The organism is Robertmurraya sp. FSL W8-0741 (assembly GCF_038004005.1).
Lineage (GTDB): Bacteria > Bacillota > Bacilli > Bacillales > Cytobacillaceae > Robertmurraya > Robertmurraya siralis.
On the sequence record NZ_JBBOQG010000001.1, the window covers coordinates 2,999,410 to 3,017,188 of the forward strand.

The window sequence follows — 17,779 nt, forward strand, 5'->3', positions numbered from 1 at the left end:
ACAATAAGGCTATCAACACTGAACTTTGCAAAGAAAGCGAACATTTACAGGCAGCCTGAGAGGTTGTATAAACGGTCTTTGTTATACAACCTCTTCAAACTAAAAGCCTGACTTGCGACCATATTGATGATTTCCATGAGCCCGCCGTAATACGGGTACCCCATGTCTATGGTCATGTCCTAACGTAATTCGCCTTTTTCCTATTCAATTGATTTTCGGCGCCACTTATTAAAATAAAGGAAAATAGGCAGTGGAATAAGAATAAATCCTAAGCTTTTAATCATTTGGTTTTTGGCGTTCTCCTTTTGTCGCTCTCTCTCATCCTCCTTCAATTGCTCGTACTCTGCTCGTAATTGCTCCTCCGTTAATGTAACCGCTTGTTTACCTTCTATTTTCTCACTTTGTCTCATGATTTTAAAATCAGAATAGGTCTGATAATAAGATGGTGGATTAACTAAGTCCGCCGTTGCCATAAAGATTGAAATTCCGCCGCCAATCACCATCATTAATGTGGCAAAAAGAACAAGGTATACATAAAGATGTCTGACCAAACTTTCTCCTCCTTCCTTACTTTTTGATAAAACAACAATTAGAAAAATAATGAAGACTGCTATCATGATTATTGGTAACAAGGATATTAAAAACATCAAATAATAACCGCCTCCTCGTCTATCACTATATTATGCTTTATTAAAGCATTTCACACCAGCTATCATCTCACAATGTCGGTTCTATAATAACGGATATTTTCTGCATAATTGTACAATTGAAATGAAATGCTAACGATATATCAGCGAGATTTATTGATGAATGGATTGGCTGGGGTGCAAATGAAAGCTTCAGATATAAATAAAGATATTCAAAAAGTATATTCCTTATACAATCAAGCCCATGAATCATTTGTGGATATTTGGCAAAAGATGATTCTGTTCAGCCCAATGTGGTGGCTAGGATTTACTTTAAGTATTTTACCTTGGATTATTTGGTTCAAATTACATAATCGCCAGAATAGAGGCGATCTCATTCGCGCCGGGTTATTCATGGCGATTATTGCATTAATACTTGATTCAATCGGCCTCCAATTCGGCCTTTGGACATACCCATATAATGTGTTTCCATTTATTACAGGCTATTTGCCATGGGATCTTACTTTATTACCCGTCTCAATGATGCTTATGATTGAACTTAAGCCATCTTTAAATCATTTTCTAAAAGGAATCATCTATGGAGCACTTGCAGCATTTATTGGTGAACCAATTGCAATGTGGTTAGATTTGTATGAACCTATTCGTTGGAAAAGCATTTATTCTTTTCCCATATATGTTTTATTATTTTTGCTATCGAACTATATTGCTAAAGGCAAACCGTTTCACACAACATTGTAATTACTACTTGCAATCCTTTAATAAAATTTTGAAACGATCACACCAAAAGAAAGACAGACGGTTCATGAATCATTTCCAAGGTAAAATAAAATGATGGCACCTTTAAAGAAGTCTCTCTCTCCGTCTAACCAATTGAGAACGAACATGAGTAAATGAACGATGTTCAAGTCCATCTCGTAATAGCGAGTATAACATTTTGACTCACTTTCTCAATTATTCATATTCTGAAGGATTTACTGTGAAAGCATAGACTAAATAAATGACTAAACATATAGCCGTCGTAATAAATCCCCAGCCAAGTGTTAATTGATCAATGACTAAATAATTATTACATAACGACTCTTCCGACCATATATATAAGGCTCCCATCCCAAAATACTTGACTGTAAAAATAAAAATAATAAAATTTTTCCCTGCCTTTGTTAGCTTCTTCCAACTATCCCTCAGTGGCATTCCAGCCAAAAATGGTAAGCTCATAAACTTCCAAATCTCCATAGTTTGCATTGTTAATGCTTCATCCATTGTTCGAGGAATAGTCCAATATATCATTATCATCATAAAAAGGGTGATCCCTGGTATGCCATTATGGTTCCACTTTTCGAGAAAAAGACGGGATCGTCTCAATAAAAGGCCAGACATTAAGAAACCTGAAATGACCAGCATGGGCATTTGCATATGCATATGGGTTATCATCATAGATTCAAAAAGAGCAGCAATAGGTGGGATCATCAAGAAAATATATAATAATAAGCCATAGATAAATTGTGTCATCTCTTGCTCACCTGCTCACCTTCAAGTATCCTTTCAACTTTTTCAGCCGCCTCCTCAATTTTGGTAAAATCCATCACCTCTCTAAGGCTGCCAGTTTTATCGACGAGATAAAAGGCTGAATTATGAGTAAAGTTTCCTTGACCATCAGGAATGACAATAACTCCGAATTTTTCTAGTAACGTATTTAGTTCTGTTTTGTCCACAATCCTTGCCATTCGCCATGTTTCCCCATCACTTTTAAAAGCTTTTCGATATCTTTCCAATGTTTCTGGCTCATCTCGTTCTGGATCAAAGCTAATGCTAAGAAAGACAATCTCTTCTCCCATATACTTCTGTGGTAGCAAATCATATACTTGAGCCATATTGTATTCTAATTGAGGACAAACCGTTCCACATGCTGTGTACAGGAAAGTGATAAACATGAATTTCCCTTCAAACTCAGAGATAGGATACGTTCTCCCTTTGCTATCCTCCAGCGTCACGTTTGGAACCTTTGGCTGTTCTTCCATTAAGCGATTGACCCTAGCTGATTCTTCTGTAAATGCTTTAAATCCGTCTGTGCCGATGAAAAGCAGAATAATGCCAAACGATACCACGACAAGTAAAGCTATCGTGCTATGAAAGTTTTTATGCATCAGATCACTTCCAAATTTCATTTTGAATTGAAAGACCACCATAGACCTTAAAAAGATAGCTCCAAATGGTGCTATCTTTTCATCCTCAATAAATAATTACCATGTTTTAAAAGGAGGTGAACCTGGTGGTGCATTGACAATCATATCTGTCAAAGGCAGAACATATGCCATAGCAATTACGATCATCATGACAACAACCCAAATTCCCCAGCGCTCTGTCATATATGGAGCAGCCGTTTCATTTTTTTCCACTTCAGCAATTGGGAATTCGACTTCCCCTTTTGGCGCAAAGAACATCATATTAAATACAGCATGGACCTGAAGAATTACCGCAATTAACAAAAGGGTTGCACCTATGCCAACCGCTGTCATCAATGGATTCCATCCTAATGTCTCTGCAAAATCGCCATAGGTTGTAAAAGATGTCCTTCTCGGGGAACCAAGCAATCCAGCTGCATGCATGGAGATAGCCATGATTACCATTCCTACCGTCCAAATAATTGTTTGAATAACGCCTAATTTATTCATTTGTGGAGTTAACACCCGTTTTGAAAGGTAAGGTACTAACCAGTAGCTAATTCCAAAGAATGTCATGACCACTGACATTCCAAGTGTTAAATGGAAGTGCCCAACAATCCACATCGTGTTATGAACCACCTGATCTAATTGATTTGTACTTTGCACGATCCCGCCTGCTCCGGCTGGGATAAAAGCTGCCATTGCGATAAAAGGAGATAGGAAGCGAACGTCCCCCCATGGAAGTTTCTTAAACCAACCAAGTGCTCCCTTGCCACCTTTCCTTCTACCTGTACGCTCAAAAACTCTAAACATCGCATAGGCAGTCATTAATGAAGGAAAACCAATAGCAAGACTCATAAATACGTGCATAAATTTGATCGGAAGCGATATACCTGGATCAACAATCTGATGATGGAAACCACCTGTAATATTCATAATGACAAGTGCAATCACAACGACGCGAGTTAAATAATCATTCCATCTTGTACCCCCAATGATTTTTGGTACGATAACATACCATGCAGATACAGCTGTTAAATACCAGATGTTGACCGCCGTATGTCCAAATGCCCAAAATAATGTTCTCGCAACCATAACATTAATCGTCTCGACCCAGCCGAGAGACCATGGAATAATCATAAATAGTACTTCCACAGCAACGAATGCAGTTGCTCCGACCAATAACACAAACACCCCGGTTGCAAAGAATGCTAAGATTGGAAGATGTTGTCCTTTATGATTCTTCCTCCAATGAGCCACGTTGATGAATGCTCCTGTTGCCAGCATCCAAATTCCTAATACAACGAATACTAACCCAAAATAGAAGACTGGATGGGCTGCCATTGGTGGATAGAATGTATACATAACAGAAGCTTCATTCATTAGAACTGGAACAACAACCAAGACAAGACCTACCATTTTTGTCCAGAATCCAATCCAAGCCAGATTTCGCACCTTTGGCAAGAGACCACCTAATGTATGGGAAAGACCCGCGTAAAAATATCCGATCGTAAAAAATGCGGAGAGTACAACAACGAGTAACAATCCATGTGCGGTCAATATTTGATAATAATTCAGCCAAGCTGGTAATTCCAGAACCCCTGCCCGGTTCAACCCTTGCAATAAACCTAGCAATCCCCCGAGCAGTAATGCGACAAAAGCGACAGCTAAATATGATTTCGATATTCGCGCATCCTCTAAACAAACGCCTAAAACCTTATTCTTTTTCTCGCTGAGAACTGCTGCTCTTCTATTTTGTTCAATAGCCGCGTCCATTTTGATTCCCTCCTTTATTTAACCGTAATCGTCGTGCTCATTAACTGATGTCCTGCACCGCAATATTCATTGCATAGCACTAAATACTCACCAGGCTCAGAAAATTTCTGCGAAATTTTTTGGATATGTCCTGGCATGACCATTGCATTAATATTCGTATTCGCTACTTGAAATCCGTGTACAACGTCCTTTGAAGTTAACGTGAAGTGTACGGTTGAACCTGCAGGTATTTCAAGCTCCATTGGCGTAAAACTGAAAACTTGTAAAGTCATCACAACTTCATATTCCTTTTCGCCAATTTGCTTTATTCCAGGTTCATCAAATGGAGCCGTTTCATCTACTTTTTGCGGATCTAGTATTTCATTATGACTTGGCGGTCCCATTTCCAATGCAAATGCTTGATAGCCAGTAATCAACATAAATATCATGATGATGCCGAAGCTCAGTGTTAACCAAATTTTTTCATCAAGGTGCATCACATTTTCCTCCTTTAAACTCTATCCATATAGAATCCGAATATTATAAAGTAAGTAACTAGAATAACGGCTGCAACCACACCGACAGAGATCCACGTACCCAATTTTGATGTGACAAGTTTATCCGTATTTTCATTTTCAACATTTATTTCATCTTGAACATGGTCAGAAGCTTTCATTAAAATTCCCTCCCTTAGTTTTCTCACTTTCAGCATAATTGCGAATGATTCTCATCGTAGTGAGAAAAATCACTTTGCCACTTCCTTTATTCAAAAAACATTCACTTTTCCGCTCGATTATCGCGATAATCACTGTTGTGTAGGGAATAGCAAAATAAATATCCATTTAACAAATTCGGATTTTTATAAAAAAATGCCTAACCTGTATACGTTATTTAAGACAGGTTAGGCATTGGGCTCTATTTTTTAAAAGAAATGCACTCACTATAATGATGGACTGATTGGAAAAGAAATATAATCGTATTTGAACTTAAAAACATATCGCACCCATTTCTCTCTGGAAGAACCGGTTTCCTTTAAAGAGGAAAACAGTTCTAAAAGAATAAAATCTACTATTGTATTGAATTACGAAAAAACGGCACTCCAATCATAGTCCCCAGATGTTTCAATACTCCTTGGCCAATTTGAACACCAATTAGGAACAATGGGTTTTTCCACCCTGTCAAAGCTTGGTGTATAAGGCTTAATATCAAGTACTGGCGTTCCATCCTCTGCATCAATATAAGCTAGACCTATAATCCCCTTGTCAACCTCAAGATAAGAGATATAGACACAAGTAAGAGCGATGGGATTTGGACGTTCCGGAGCACGTGTAGCAAAAGTGCCTAATGTATCCGGAGAACCTTTGTAAGGGCTTTTCTCAATCAACTTTGAACGCGACTCCTCAGTATCGCAATGATGGAACCACCATAATACGTTAATGTAACCGAAGCCCTCAAGGTTCCTAAGGCCAGGAATAAACGCCTTTTCCAGTTCAATCCGTATTCCATTTTCGTCTGAACGCACCTTTCCAATCGTTTTTACAATGAACTGTTCCATATATAATTCTCCTAATCAATATATTTCGGCGCCGTTATATTATTTGTGCTGACATTTATAAATTGATAAAAAATAGACAGCATACAAGAGATCGTTCAAAAGGAATCCAAGTATATAAAGAAACTATTAATCGTCAATTCAAGGATCAAGAAAATGCTTTAAAGTTTGTGAATGAAGTAGCCCAGCAATATCCGAGATATGTAAGAGATCAGCTGCAGGTCATTCAATACGCTATTACCCATTTTCGACCTCAAATAGAGAAAGCCCTCGCTGTTTGTCTAAAAAAGCAACTTTGGAGTGCAAACGATCTACATGATATTGCACAACATTTAACTAGATTAAAAAAAGGAAAAGATATATCTCCTGCTTCAATCGAAGCTAAAAAAGATACCCCCGCAACAAAGGTCAGCAGTAAAAAGGGAAGTAGAATATTATACGAACATAATTAGAGGTGTTTCATAATGACTAGCACTGTACAACTCTTACAAGAACAATTTCGCCATCTTCGGATGGCGGAAACGGCCGATGAGTTGCCAGTATTACTACGAAATGCGGAGAAATTTTCGTGGACGTATCAAGAGTTTCTACAGGAACTTCTAATGCATGAAATGAAGAAACGTGAAGATAAGAATGATTAAAATGGGCTAAATTTCCGTATCTCAAAACAATTGATGAGTTTAAAGTTGAAGAACAAATATCGCTTAGTACACGTCAATTAAACCAGTTAAGGGAACTAACTTGGCTAGAACAACAATACAACCTATTTTTATTAGGACCGCCAGGTTCAGGTAAAACGTATATTAGTATAGGACTAGGTTTAGAAGCTATTCAAAAGGGCTATAAAGTTGCCTTTTCTACAATGGGAGAACTCATCCATCTACTAAAAACAGAAGAGTATATAAGAAAGTCTCAAACTCAGTTAAAACGCTTAAAAGAGTCTGATATGGTAATTATTGATGATTTAATGTATATGGCAATGGATCAGAGAGAAGTCAATCTACTTTTCCATCTAATCAATTATCTATACGAGCGTAGTTCCATTATTTTAACTTCCAATAAAGGTCCAGAAGAATGGGGAGAACTATTGGGAGATCAAGGAATCACGACAGCAATTTTAGACCGATTACTCCATAGAGTAGAAGTTATTCAATTGAATGAAAATGACAGTTATCGAATAAAACATCGCACTACCATTTTCGGAAAAGAAAGTGTTCAAAAATTAATTAGCATAAAGTGTTCAAAACTACTTGACGGTTACAAGTATCTTAAGCAAATAAACTTAGCAAGAACTACGGGGGATAAATGGTAAAGTTAAGAGGCATGAGTCCAAGAACTCATGCCTTCCCAAGTAATAATACTTGTCTAATCCTTTTGGTCACTTCTTATAAAAAGGAGCTTTTTGCTACATGACATCGAAATTACTTTTTCTAGATTTAAGTATAAATCTCTTGGTTCCGTAACTATCTCTTCTAAAAAAACTTCTCACATATCTACTAGAGTGTTATCTGACTACTAAGACTCTATATGAAAAGATGTAAAAGCTAAATAGTTTTCACTGCAAATTACCTCTTTATTCCTCAGGAACAACATTCAAAATAACTAAATATACTTTTTCATTCTTTTTAAATTCTCCTACAAAGAGTACCTGATGTATTTCCAGAGATTCACCTGATTTTAAGTTATGTTGATTCGACTCTATCATCTTTTCTAAATTATCTACAAAAGAAAAATCAGGATAGGTTTTATAAATTGTCCATTCATTGATTATTTGGTTCTTTATGCGCATTTTTTTACAGTCCTTTCAACTATTTACAATACGGGTGATGAGTATTTTGTTCAGAATAATCGTGACTAATTATCACACGGTGGTAATCCGTATAGCCATAATCACTCATTCTCATATTCATTGTACGACCACCTTTAAATTTTTTTATATATGTAGTAGTCCTAGAGTTATCTCCATGTGTTGTTGTAAACTTTTCATCAGGAACTGACCTCGTAGTATTTGTTAAACTTTTAACACCAACATCCTGTGCGTATCTAGATCTACTACAAGATGATGCAGCATTATTCACATATTTATGCCTATCAAAGGCATGATCACTTAAGAATTGGGATCGTGTACTACCTCCATTTATTTTAAATGGCACCTGATAGTCTCGTAGTAGAGAAATTGGATTAGACTCTTCCTCGGATGGTATTTCTTGCGCTGCAGATATTTTCTTAACCGAATCTCTCCATTCTATTGATTTTTTTATTTGCTCTACTTCTGTTTTTGAATTAATATTTTTTTCTTCTACAAAGATTATTTTTGCTTCTGAATTCACCACAATATTTAGGTCTACGCTTTGTTCATTATCTTTTATATCATTCCAATAATACCTAACTTCATTACTTCCCTCTTCTAAAATATCATCTATGAAATTCAATTTATACAAAGCTATCTTTTCTTCACTTTTGATTCAGTATTATCATGATAAGGTAACTCCAGAGCAGCGAGACCAACACCTCCAGAAAAACAAATAAAAGCAAAAATTACTAAAATAAAAGACAAATACAATTTTCTTTTCATTAAGTAACATTCCCCCTATGATAAAAATTATTAGTATTTTTCCTATCATACATATACAGAAAACTCTAAAATATCGCACAATAACAGGAAATTAATTTATATAATACCAATATTTTCAAAAAATGTAAAGCGGTGTTATTGGAAATTTTTAAAAAATTTAAAAAACACACCCGAGACTATCTCTTTTTAATAATCAAAGGATCCAACTTCTGAAGTTACCGACACACATCTATTTTCAGTTGAGAACAACTAAAAAAATATGCTTGAAATCAAAACTACCATTATTCCTCCTACCTTAAAAAATTTATTTCAAGTAGAAAGAAGTAAGGAGTAAGGAGTAGCAATTCCAAACCGAAGTGAGATATTCATTAAAGAATCTCTACTTTTATTATATAGTCAAATGCATCAATCTTGAGTTGAACAGAAAAAACTTCATTCATTCGTTTTTTCATCAATCCATCTACACCAAATTTTTCAAACACTTTAACCTATTTATCTACCAAATTATAACTTTTTAGCTACCAAATTATAACTTTTTAGCTACCAAACAATATTCTAATTTGCTTTCTGGATATTCTATAATTATCAAAAGCTTAATTGATTCACTATATTTAGCAGTAAAAAAACACCCCGAAAGTAAGATTTGAAGCTAACTTTTGGGGTGCAATTCATAGCCAGAGTTTTTTAAACCATTAAAAGGGGTTTCTAATTCCTTAGAAACCCCTCTACATCACGCGTTTAAACATCTTTTCCATTTCATATGTTGAGTAATGAATAATGATCGGTCTTCCGTGTGGGCATGTGAATGGATCCGATGATCTTCTTAACTGATCCAAAAGTGCTTGAATTTCACTCATTTGCAAATAATGATTTGCTTTTATCGAAGCTTTGCAGCTCATCATGATCGCTGCTTCCTCTCGCAGTTTCTTTATATCGACTTTTTTCATTGTGAGCAGTTGTTCGAGCATTTCTTCAATAATTTCCTTTTCCAGTCCTGTTGGAAACCACTGCGGATGAGAGCGTGCAATAAAGCTATTGATTCCGAAAGGTTCTAAAAATACACCAACTTCTTCAAGCTGCTCCTTATGCTCCATAATTTTAATCGCTTCATCTGCCGAGTATTCAAAAGTTAAAGGTACAAGCATCTCTTGAAGCTCGCTTTCAACCTGTCCTACTTTCTCACGAAAATATTCATATTTAATTCTTTCTTGTGCGGCATGTTGATCAATAATGTAAAGTCCCTTTTCATTTTGAGCCAAAATATAGGTTCCATGCATTTGACCAATCGGATATAACGGTGGGACTCTTGATTCAACGTTTGCTTCATCTTTGCTGACAGTTGCTGGTGCTGAAGCAATCATTTCCTCCTCAACAAATGAGCGTGCGGCTTTAACTTGGCTGCTTTCTATCGGTCTAACAGGAAGTTCCCTTATTGTTTCCTGCACTTCAACCTGCGGAAATTCTTCAAAAGAAAATGTCGGTTGCGCTTCTTTAGCAACTGGAAGATGCTCGAAATCGAAAGAGGGCTGCTCCGATCTTTCTACTTGTTTTGGTTCTCGCTTCAAACCTTCTGGAATAAGTTCTTTTTGGTGAAAAGCGTTTTTAATTGTTTCTGTTACAAGGTGATTTAATTCAGCTTCTTTACTGAATCGCACTTCCATTTTTGAAGGATGAACATTGACATCCACCAAAATCGGGTCCATTTCAACGTTGAGCAAAGCTATTGGAAAACGTCCAATTGGAAGAAGAGTATGATATCCTTCTTGAATTGATTTTACCAATGGATAGTTTTTAATAAATCTACCATTAACCATCGTTGTAATATAATTGCGCGATGCCCTCGTTATCTCAGGCAAAGCAAGCCAGCCACGAATGGTAAAATCAAGTGAAGTCGCTTCAATCGGAATCATTTTTTTAACGATATTTAGACCGTAGATTGCCGCCAGCACTTGGCGTACGTCCCCATTGCCATTCGTATGCAGAAGCTTTCTATCATTGTGTATAAGGCGGAAAGAAACTTCTGGATGAGAAAGGGCAAGGCGATTGACAATATCGGTAATATTTCCAAGCTCTGTATGAACTGTTTTCATATATTTTAATCTTGCTGGTGTGTTGAAAAATAAATCTGTGACAATGATATCTGTCCCTTTGCGGCTTGATGCTTTTTCAAAGATTTCTACATGACCACCTTCTAAAACGAGACGCGTTCCCTCTTCACCTGTCGATGTCTTAATCTCAATCCTTGAAACAGAGGAAATACTTGGAAGGGCCTCTCCACGAAACCCTAACGTTCTAATTCGGAATAAATCTTGATCATTTTTGATTTTACTTGTGGCATGACGCTGAAAAGCCATTAATACATCTGATTCTTCAATTCCATCACCATTGTCTGTAATGCGAATTTTCGCAAGACCTGCTTCTTCTACCTCGATTTCGATAATCGTACTATTGGCGTCTAGCGCATTCTCCACTAATTCCTTTACAACAGAGGCAGGTCTCTCTACTACTTCACCTGCAGCAATTTTATTCGAAAGTAGATCGTCTAGCTGAATAATTTTCCCCATTACGCCACCCCTCAACAATTAGCCTTTTAATTTTTTATGGAGCTCATATAGGGTATTCATCGCTTGCATTGGCGTCATCTCTAAAATATCGATTTCCCTGATTTGATCCAATGCTTTTTTCTCCTTTGCACTGAATGGAGAAGCTTCCTTGATCACTGGCTCATCAAAGAATGACAGCTGCCCACTTTCCAACTTTGGAGGTTGCACGCTTTCACCTTGATTCTCAAAGTTTTCAAGCAGTTCATTAGCCCGCTTGATTAAAGAGTTAGGCAGGTTAGCGAGCTGGGCAACGTGAATCCCGTAGCTCTTATCGGCAGCACCCTCCTTAATTTTATGTAGGAAGACAACTTTGCCATTTTGTTCAATTGCACTAACATGTACATTCTTTAATTGCTTGAGCTCCTTATCTAATACTGTTAATTCATGGTAATGGGTTGAAAATAAAGTTTTCGCGCCAATTTTATTATGAATATGCTCAATAATCGCTTGCGCAAGCGCCATTCCATCATAAGTAGAAGTCCCACGACCAATTTCGTCAAAAAGAATCAGACTATTGGCTGTCGCATTTTCAATCGCATGATTTGCTTCAAGCATTTCAACCATGAACGTACTTTGACCGGAAATTAAATCGTCTGCAGCGCCGATACGGGTAAACACCTGATCAAAAATAGGCAAGGTTGCTTCACTGGCAGGGACGAAGCAACCGATTTGGGCTAGAATCGCCGTAAGGGCAATTTGGCGCATATACGTGCTTTTCCCAGACATATTCGGTCCAGTTATAAGAAGAATTTCTCTTTCTTTATCCATGTAACAATCATTTGGAACATATTCTTGTGCATTCATTACTTTTTCTACTACCGGATGTCTGCCCTCCTTCAGCAAAATCAAACGTTCAGAGGAAAATTGTGGCTTCACATAATGCCTTTCTTCACTTATGGAAGCAAAACATTGCAGTACATCAATCTCACTAACTATTTTTGCTAATCTTTGCAATCTCGGAATATAGCATTTTACAAACTCGCGGATTTCTGTGAATAACACATATTCCAGCTCCACACTTTTTTCCTCTGCTTGTAGAATGAGCGCTTCCTTTTCTTTGAGAGCAGGCGTCACAAACCGCTCCGCATTTGTTAATGTTTGCTTCCGTTCATATTGCCCTTCCTCAAGCAAATGAAGATTCGCCTTTGTCACTTCAATATAATAACCAAACACACGGTTATAGCCGATTTTCAACGATTTAATTCCCGTTTTCTCCCGTTCTTCTCGCTCGAGTTGCGCAATCCACGTTTTTCCGTTTTTGCTAGCATCACGATACTTGTCTAACTCTTCATGATAGCCATCTTGAATGATGTTTCCATCTTTGATGGATAAAGGTGGATTGTCAACGATCGCTCTTTCCAGTAAATCGACTACTTCTTCGCAAGGATCAAGCTGAGCAGCTAAAAGAGCCGATTCTTCATCTTCCATCTGTGCAATAATACTTTTCAGATGTGGTATTTGATAGAGGGAGCGTTTTAATTGCATCAAGTCACGGGCATTGACATTGCCAAAGGCGACTCTTCCTGCCAACCTTTCTAGATCATATACTTCTGTTAGTTTTTCCCGCATTTCCTGCCGTTCAAAATAATGGGACATGAACACTTCAACGAGAGATTGACGTCTGATAATATCTTCCTTTTTAATAAGAGGGCGATCTATCCATTGCTTTAACAAACGTCCGCCCATTGCTGTTTTCGTTTCATCCAACAGCCATAATAAAGAACCCTTCTTGCCTTTCGAACGAATCGTTTCTGTCAGCTCAAGATTTCGTTTTGAATAATAATCAATCTTCATAAATTGCTGAATTTCGTATCGGTTGACAGGCTGAAGGTGATCAAGCGATCTTTTTTGTGTTCGGTACAGATAGTTGAATAACCGTGAAATCGTACTCTTTAACTTCGTTTCTTCCATAGAGTTGAGAAGAGTTGAAAAACTCTCATTTATCGTTTCATTGTCTTCAAAAGATAAGGTAGCCGCAAATCGTTCACGAATTTTAAGCTGCAGTTCCTCAGACAGCTGTGAAGGAATGACCACTTCCTTTGCACCTGAAAGAGCAATTTCATTTAAAACAAGCTCGTAATCCCCTTTAAGCAACGTAACCTTGCTTTCTCCAGTAGAAAGATCACTATAAGCGAAACCATAGCTCCCATCCGAGAAAGGACTTAGAGCAGCTATAAAATTATTTTCTTTCTCTTGTAGCCCTCGACCTTCCATCATTGTTCCTGGAGTAATTAACTGAACAACTTCCCGTTTGACAACGCCTTTCGCTTGCCTTGGGTCCTCCGTTTGTTCGCAAATTGCGACTTTATATCCTTTTTCTATTAATCTTTCTATGTATTGCGGTGCAGAGTGATACGGTACTCCACACATCGGGATTCGTTCCTCAGAACCACCCTCACGGCTTGTTAATGTAATTTCAAGCTCCTGTGACGCCTTCAGTGCGTCATCAAAGAACATTTCATAAAAATCCCCTAATCGAAAAAATAAAAAGGCATCTTGATAATCTGCCTTCACCTGTAAATATTGTTGTATCATCGGCGTATATGTAGCCATTCTAATCCTCCAAAACTTTTCTCACATTAATGAATAATATGGATCTATTATATCATAGGTAAAAATAAGCGAAAACGGTTTGCATCCAATACCAAATTTTTTCGTACTTCTTCAATATTCTAAGGACAAGATTACCGCATTCTTAATTATGCAAAATCAATGCTAAAAACTGGTTGATAAAAATGGCAAGACTAGGTAAACTTTCTATAATCTAACTCAAAGGGGGAGAGTGGAATGAAATTTAATCGCAAAGACAAAACACTTGAAACAGAACGCTTACAGCTTCGGCTATTTACAGCAGCCGATGCGGAACAGGTGCGTTCCCTCTGTGACAACTTTACTATTTTCAAGACCACTTTGAATATGCCCTATCCTTATTCTTTAGAATGCGCTCTTTCATGGATGGCGAATCATGAACGTAACTTCACTGAGGATAAATTATATGAGCTTGCGATTACCAACAAAAATAACGGCCAGCTTTACGGAGCGATCGCTCTTTCCAATCAACGTCTCCATCAAAATGGGGAAATGGCCTATTGGATCGGAAAGCCCTTTTGGGGAAATGGCTATGCCACAGAAGCAGCACGTGCCATGTTGGAGTTTGCTTTTGAAGAAAAAAACTACTATCGCGTATATGCACGATATTTTAAATCGAATCCTGCCTCGGGCAGAGTTTTGGAGAAATGCGGAATGGTCTACGAAGGCACCCTTAAAGACCATGTATATAAATTAAACACTTTTGAAGACCTGATTTATTACGGCATCGTAAAGTAAAAAACAGGACTGCACTTTATGTGAGTCCTGAACCCAAAATTAAAAATGTATACGGGCAGCTAATAAAATACAATACGTTTAACCACCAAGCAAAATGCATAGGGAGCAAGTAATGAGTCCATGACTTGCTAGCAGGAAAAAAGCTGCCTAAACAACATCTTTTATACAAATTCTTTTTTTCTTGAAGCCTGTTTCATTACACTGATTTAGTTTTCCTTAGCTATTTTCGAAAACTCGCTAAGCCTTCACTAATTTCTTTCGTTGCTTGATACACACGCTGATATAGATTAAAAAGCTGCCCATACTCGCGGACATTTTGCTCAATTGGCTCATATACTTTCGCAATCTTTATAAAGCTTTCTGCACATTCATTCAGTGAGGAAAACCAATTGCAGCCATATGCCGCTAACATCGCTGCGCCAATTCCCGGCCCTTGTTCACTCGAAAGCTTTACAACCTTGGCTTGAAAAATATCAGCTTGCATTTGCAGCCAAGTGTCATTCTTCGCTCCACCGCCGATCGATATAATCGTATCAATATTTTTTCCACTATCTTTAAACATTTTGATTGATTCATTTAATGAGAAGGTAATCCCCTCCAAAATGGCGCGAACAAAGTCAATGCGCTTATGCGAGCTATCTACCCCGATAAAGCTTCCACGTATAAACGCATCTGCATGTGGGGTCCGCTCCCCAACTATATATGGGGCAAATATAAGTCCCCTCGCTCCAATCGGAACTGCTTCAATCCCTGTTAATAATTGCTCATAATCTTCATTTGCAGCGAAAGCTTCTTTAAACCAACTTAAGCTATACCCTGCTGCAAGAGTAACACCCATCGTATAAAAAGCATTCTCTTTGCCATGATTAAAGAAATGAACCTTCCCTTCGAAATTTCGCCCTCGATCCTCCTCATAAGCAAGAACGACTCCTGAAGTCCCGATGCTGCATAATGTTTTCCCAACTTCTAAAATTCCAGCTCCAATCGCACCACATGCGTTATCAGCACCGCCGGCAAACACTTTTGTTTTTTCAGATAAACCTGTTAACAGAGCAATCTCCCTTGTAATGGTCCCAACAAATTGATGCGATTCTATTAAAGGAGGACATAATGAAATATCCAACCCTACAGCCTCACAAATTTCACGACTCCAGCATTTACGGGTACAATCAAGCAATAGGGTTCCAGCGGCGTCAGAATATTCCGTATGAATGTGTCCTGTTAAACGATAACGCAAATAATCCTTCGGCAATAAAAAAGTTTTTGCTTTCTTATACAGATGTGGTTCGTGCTCCTTTACCCACAAAAGCTTTGGTAACGTGAAACCTTCCAAAGCAGAATTTTTAGCAATTTCTAATAGGGTTTCCTTGCCAACAAGCCGATTAATATCCTCACATTGTGAAGTTGTCCTAACATCATTCCAAAGAATGGCGTTTCGAACGACTTCATGATGTTGATCCAATAACACAAGCCCATGCATTTGCCCTGAAAAGCTAATTCCCTCAATATCTTCTGGAGAACCATGAAAGCCTTTTACAAGCATGGATAAAGCAGTAATTGTCTTTTTGACCCACTCCTCCGGTTCCTGTTCGCTATATCCTGATTTTTTTTGAATGAGAGGATATGGTTGTGACAATTCGACACATACCTCACCTAATTGATTCATCAATATTATTTTTACTGCACTCGTACCAAGGTCAACACCGATAACGTATTTCATTGTTTAACACCTGCTTATCTTATAAAATGTTGGAAAAATGCCAGGAATTTCCGGAACATGAATTTAACGGACAGAAACGACCTCTGCTTCTAGCAAATATTGATTAAGTATCGCTCTTAACCGTTCATAGCGACCTGAAGTATTTTTGATTTCTTTTAAGGAGAAAGCATGTTGTTCAAGCTGATGGAAATCTGTTCGCCCTTCAACAACGTCAAGCCCGATTCCTTTCGAAAAACTTTCGTAACGCTCCGCAATAAATTTTTCGAATACTTGGTCCTCTATTAGGCGCTGGGCCACTTTAAGACCGATGGCAAACGAGTCCATTCCAGCAATATGGGCATGAAATAAGTCTTCTGCTTCAAACGAGCCTCTCCGTACTTTGGCATCAAAATTGAGTCCACCTGAGCCAAGGCCACCATTTAAGAGAATTTCATACATAGCAAGAGTCGTCGAATATAAATCAGTCGGAAATTCATCTGTATCCCATCCTAGAAGCATATCGCCTTGATTGGCATCAACAGAACCGAGCATGCCGTTAATGCGAGCCGTTCTTAACTCGTGCTCAAATGTATGCCCTGCTAGTGTAGCATGGTTCGCTTCAATATTAAATTTAAAATGGTCGGTAAGATCATATTTTTGCAAAAATGCCAGACCAGTTGCAACGTCAAAGTCGTATTGATGTTTCGTTGGTTCTTTCGGCTTTGGTTCAATGAGAAATTGACCAGTGAAGCCAATCTCTTTCGCATAATCAACGGCCATATGAAAAAAACGCCCTAAATTATCCAATTCCAGTTTCATATCAGTATTAAGGAGTGTTTCATAACCCTCACGGCCACCCCAAAAGACATAGTTTTCAGCATCTAATTCCTTCGCTATTTCCAAACCTTTTTTTACTTTTGCCGCCGCATAAGCAAAGACATCCGCATTTGGTGAAGTTGCTGCCCCATGGAGCCAACGGGGATGTGTGAAATTGTTAGCCGTGTTCCAGAGAAGTTTCGTTTTGCTTGTTTTTATATACTCTTTCAGCATTGCCACAATTTCATCTAAGTTTCTGTATGTTTCTGCCAATGTATTCCCTTCTGGAGCAATATCCACATCATGGAAGCAGAAATAGGGTACATTTAATTTTTCAAAGAATTCAAATGCGGCCTCCACCCGGGCTTTTGCCTGATCCATTCCAGTTAAATGATCCCATGGACGAAGCATGGAACCTGCTCCAAACGGATCAGTGCCTTCGAACGTAAATGTATGCCAATAAGCGACAGCAAATCTTAACGTTTCTTCCATCGTTTTTCCTGCGATTTTTTCTTCTGGATTGTAGTGCTTAAAGGCAAAGGGATTAGTCGATGTAGAACCCTCGAACTGAATTTTTGAAATACCATTAAAATATGACATGGAATAACCTCCTAATTGGAAAAAAATAATAGCTAAATGAAAA

At 37.9% G+C, this 17,779-nt stretch carries 17 protein-coding genes and 1 pseudogene; 4 read left to right on the top strand and 14 right to left on the bottom strand.

Annotation, left to right across the window (positions count from 1 at the left end; translation table 11 throughout):
• Positions 1-200 precede the first annotated feature (200 nt).
• Positions 201-551, bottom strand: a complete 351-nt coding sequence (locus tag NST02_RS14560) for a hypothetical protein (protein ID WP_340949208.1) — start codon at positions 549-551, stop codon at positions 201-203.
• 255 nt (positions 552-806) lie between these two features.
• On the opposite strand from NST02_RS14560, the gene NST02_RS14565 reads away from it, so the two are divergent.
• Complete coding sequence (locus tag NST02_RS14565) at positions 807-1,385, top strand: CBO0543 family protein (RefSeq protein ID WP_095308245.1); 579 nt, start codon at positions 807-809, stop codon at positions 1,383-1,385.
• A gap of 213 nt (positions 1,386-1,598) precedes the next feature.
• On the opposite strand, the gene NST02_RS14570 is transcribed toward NST02_RS14565, so the two are convergent.
• From NST02_RS14570 to NST02_RS14595, 6 genes are all read right to left on the bottom strand, one after another.
• Complete coding sequence (locus NST02_RS14570; protein ID WP_212933465.1) at positions 1,599-2,156, bottom strand: hypothetical protein; 558 nt, start codon at positions 2,154-2,156, stop codon at positions 1,599-1,601.
• Positions 2,153-2,791, bottom strand: a complete 639-nt coding sequence (locus NST02_RS14575; protein ID WP_340949213.1) for an SCO family protein — start codon at positions 2,789-2,791, stop codon at positions 2,153-2,155. The genes NST02_RS14570 and NST02_RS14575 overlap by 4 nt, the downstream gene beginning before the upstream one ends.
• 96 nt (positions 2,792-2,887) lie before the next feature.
• Positions 2,888-4,585, bottom strand: a complete 1,698-nt coding sequence (locus tag NST02_RS14580; RefSeq protein WP_340949214.1) for a cbb3-type cytochrome c oxidase subunit I — start codon at positions 4,583-4,585, stop codon at positions 2,888-2,890.
• A gap of 14 nt (positions 4,586-4,599) precedes the next feature.
• On the bottom strand, positions 4,600-5,061 hold the full coding sequence (locus NST02_RS14585) for a cytochrome c oxidase subunit II (protein WP_340949216.1): 462 nt from the start codon (positions 5,059-5,061) through the stop codon (positions 4,600-4,602).
• A gap of 14 nt (positions 5,062-5,075) precedes the next feature.
• Positions 5,076-5,240: a hypothetical protein gene (locus NST02_RS14590; RefSeq protein ID WP_340949217.1), complete on the bottom strand. Its 165-nt coding sequence runs from the start codon at positions 5,238-5,240 to the stop codon at positions 5,076-5,078.
• A gap of 405 nt (positions 5,241-5,645) precedes the next feature.
• Complete coding sequence (locus tag NST02_RS14595) at positions 5,646-6,119, bottom strand: SAM-dependent methyltransferase (RefSeq protein ID WP_095308238.1); 474 nt, start codon at positions 6,117-6,119, stop codon at positions 5,646-5,648.
• Between the two features lie 62 nt (positions 6,120-6,181).
• On the opposite strand from NST02_RS14595, the gene NST02_RS14600 reads away from it, so the two are divergent.
• Both NST02_RS14600 and istB read left to right on the top strand, forming a co-directional pair.
• Positions 6,182-6,568 (top strand): hypothetical protein, encoded by a 387-nt coding sequence (locus NST02_RS14600; protein WP_137742865.1) that lies wholly within the window; start codon positions 6,182-6,184, stop codon positions 6,566-6,568.
• Between the two features lie 12 nt (positions 6,569-6,580).
• Positions 6,581-7,335: pseudogene (istB, locus tag NST02_RS14605) on the top strand (IS21-like element helper ATPase IstB); the annotation flags it as partial.
• Positions 7,336-7,689: 354 nt separating this feature from the next.
• On the opposite strand, the gene NST02_RS14610 reads toward istB, so the two are convergent.
• The 5 genes from NST02_RS14610 to mutS form a co-directional block, all read right to left on the bottom strand.
• On the bottom strand, positions 7,690-7,905 hold the full coding sequence (locus NST02_RS14610; protein ID WP_095308234.1) for a hypothetical protein: 216 nt from the start codon (positions 7,903-7,905) through the stop codon (positions 7,690-7,692).
• A 19-nt stretch (positions 7,906-7,924) separates the two neighbouring features.
• Positions 7,925-8,557 (bottom strand): hypothetical protein, encoded by a 633-nt coding sequence (locus NST02_RS14615; RefSeq protein WP_137742864.1) that lies wholly within the window; start codon positions 8,555-8,557, stop codon positions 7,925-7,927.
• A 2-nt stretch (positions 8,558-8,559) separates the two neighbouring features.
• Positions 8,560-8,691, bottom strand: a complete 132-nt coding sequence (locus NST02_RS14620; protein WP_268951547.1) for a hypothetical protein — start codon at positions 8,689-8,691, stop codon at positions 8,560-8,562.
• A 725-nt stretch (positions 8,692-9,416) separates the two neighbouring features.
• Positions 9,417-11,255 carry a DNA mismatch repair endonuclease MutL gene (mutL, locus tag NST02_RS14625; RefSeq protein WP_137742863.1) on the bottom strand — a complete coding sequence of 613 codons (1,839 nt, stop codon included), beginning with the start codon at positions 11,253-11,255 and terminating at the stop codon, positions 9,417-9,419.
• 18 nt (positions 11,256-11,273) lie between these two features.
• Positions 11,274-13,847, bottom strand: a complete 2,574-nt coding sequence (mutS, locus tag NST02_RS14630; protein ID WP_137742862.1) for a DNA mismatch repair protein MutS — start codon at positions 13,845-13,847, stop codon at positions 11,274-11,276.
• A 234-nt stretch (positions 13,848-14,081) separates the two neighbouring features.
• On the opposite strand from mutS, the gene NST02_RS14635 reads away from it, so the two are divergent.
• Complete coding sequence (locus NST02_RS14635) at positions 14,082-14,621, top strand: GNAT family N-acetyltransferase (RefSeq protein ID WP_340949218.1); 540 nt, start codon at positions 14,082-14,084, stop codon at positions 14,619-14,621.
• 220 nt (positions 14,622-14,841) lie between these two features.
• Here NST02_RS14635 and xylB read toward each other — a convergent pair whose 3' ends face one another.
• Complete coding sequence (gene xylB, locus NST02_RS14640) at positions 14,842-16,341, bottom strand: xylulokinase (RefSeq protein ID WP_137742861.1); 1,500 nt, start codon at positions 16,339-16,341, stop codon at positions 14,842-14,844.
• Positions 16,342-16,404: 63 nt separating this feature from the next.
• A complete protein-coding gene (gene xylA / locus NST02_RS14645; RefSeq protein ID WP_212933462.1) occupies positions 16,405-17,736 on the bottom strand; it encodes a xylose isomerase in 1,332 nt (443 codons plus the stop codon).
• Positions 17,737-17,779 lie beyond the last annotated feature (43 nt).

Excerpts from the sequence above, each read along its gene's own strand:
- NST02_RS14565 (WP_095308245.1), top strand. The coding sequence starts at position 807 with ATGAATGGATTGGCTGGGGTGCAAATGAAAGCTTCAGATATAAATAAA.
- NST02_RS14635 (WP_340949218.1), top strand. The coding sequence starts at position 14,082 with ATGAAATTTAATCGCAAAGACAAAACACTTGAAACAGAACGCTTACAG.
- NST02_RS14590 (WP_340949217.1), bottom strand. The coding sequence starts at position 5,240 with ATGAAAGCTTCTGACCATGTTCAAGATGAAATAAATGTTGAAAATGAA.
- xylB (WP_137742861.1), bottom strand. The coding sequence starts at position 16,341 with ATGAAATACGTTATCGGTGTTGACCTTGGTACGAGTGCAGTAAAAATA.
- NST02_RS14575 (WP_340949213.1), bottom strand. The coding sequence starts at position 2,791 with ATGCATAAAAACTTTCATAGCACGATAGCTTTACTTGTCGTGGTATCG.
- NST02_RS14620 (WP_268951547.1), bottom strand. The coding sequence starts at position 8,691 with ATGAAAAGAAAATTGTATTTGTCTTTTATTTTAGTAATTTTTGCTTTT.
- NST02_RS14585 (WP_340949216.1), bottom strand. The coding sequence starts at position 5,061 with ATGCACCTTGATGAAAAAATTTGGTTAACACTGAGCTTCGGCATCATC.
- NST02_RS14595 (WP_095308238.1), bottom strand. The coding sequence starts at position 6,119 with ATGGAACAGTTCATTGTAAAAACGATTGGAAAGGTGCGTTCAGACGAA.
- NST02_RS14580 (WP_340949214.1), bottom strand. The coding sequence starts at position 4,585 with ATGGACGCGGCTATTGAACAAAATAGAAGAGCAGCAGTTCTCAGCGAG.
- mutL (WP_137742863.1), bottom strand. The coding sequence starts at position 11,255 with ATGGGGAAAATTATTCAGCTAGACGATCTACTTTCGAATAAAATTGCT.
- NST02_RS14570 (WP_212933465.1), bottom strand. The coding sequence starts at position 2,156 with ATGACACAATTTATCTATGGCTTATTATTATATATTTTCTTGATGATC.
- xylA (WP_212933462.1), bottom strand. The coding sequence starts at position 17,736 with ATGTCATATTTTAATGGTATTTCAAAAATTCAGTTCGAGGGTTCTACA.
- mutS (WP_137742862.1), bottom strand. The coding sequence starts at position 13,847 with ATGGCTACATATACGCCGATGATACAACAATATTTACAGGTGAAGGCA.
- NST02_RS14610 (WP_095308234.1), bottom strand. The coding sequence starts at position 7,905 with ATGCGCATAAAGAACCAAATAATCAATGAATGGACAATTTATAAAACC.